Genomic DNA, 586 nt, shown 5'->3' with positions numbered 1-586 from the left:
TGTAGATTCAATCTGTCAACGCAACACCCCTTTCAATTATCTCTTTCGGTGTTTTGAACTTCAGTGTCTTTCTTGGTCTGTTGTTTAGCTGAGCTGCAACCTGATCCAGCTCATGTTGAGTATATTGGGCAAGGCAAGTCTTTTTGGGAAAGTACTGTCTAATTAGCCCATTAGTGTTCTCGTTTGTTCCCCGCTGCCAGGGACTCTGAGGATCGCAGAAGTAAACTTTAACTCCGGTGCTGCCAGTAAATTCCAGATGCCTGGCCAGCTCCATTCCTCTGTCCCATGTCAGTGATTGCCGGAGTTCAGGCGGCAAGCTCAGGAATTTGTCGGTAAGAGCCTGATTCACTGAGAAAGAATCTTTGCCCCTGAGTCTAAGGATGATCGTATAACGTGATTTTCGGTCTACAAGTGTGGCTATATGCGAGTTTTTTGTGCCTGATACTAAATCGCCTTCCCAGTGCCCCAGAGAGCGTCTGTTATCGATATGCCGGGAGCGTTCGTGAATTGGCGTTCCGTTCACTATATTGATCGTACCTCTTTCACCTTTGCGGGTATGGCGTCTGCCATGACGAAGGCTATGCGA

At 47.6% G+C, this 586-nt stretch carries 1 protein-coding gene; it reads right to left on the bottom strand.

Annotation, left to right across the window (positions count from 1 at the left end; all coding sequences use genetic code 11):
* Positions 1-7 precede the first annotated feature (7 nt).
* Positions 8-586: IS30 family transposase (locus ABFX35_RS23680; protein WP_346083182.1), on the bottom strand; the 579-nt coding region annotated here is incomplete at its 5' end.

This window comes from Gibbsiella dentisursi (assembly GCF_039539505.1).
Classification (GTDB): domain Bacteria; phylum Pseudomonadota; class Gammaproteobacteria; order Enterobacterales; family Enterobacteriaceae; genus Gibbsiella; species Gibbsiella quercinecans.
Note: the sequence above shows the minus strand (reverse complement) of the source record. Positions and strands in the feature narration are given on the sequence as shown.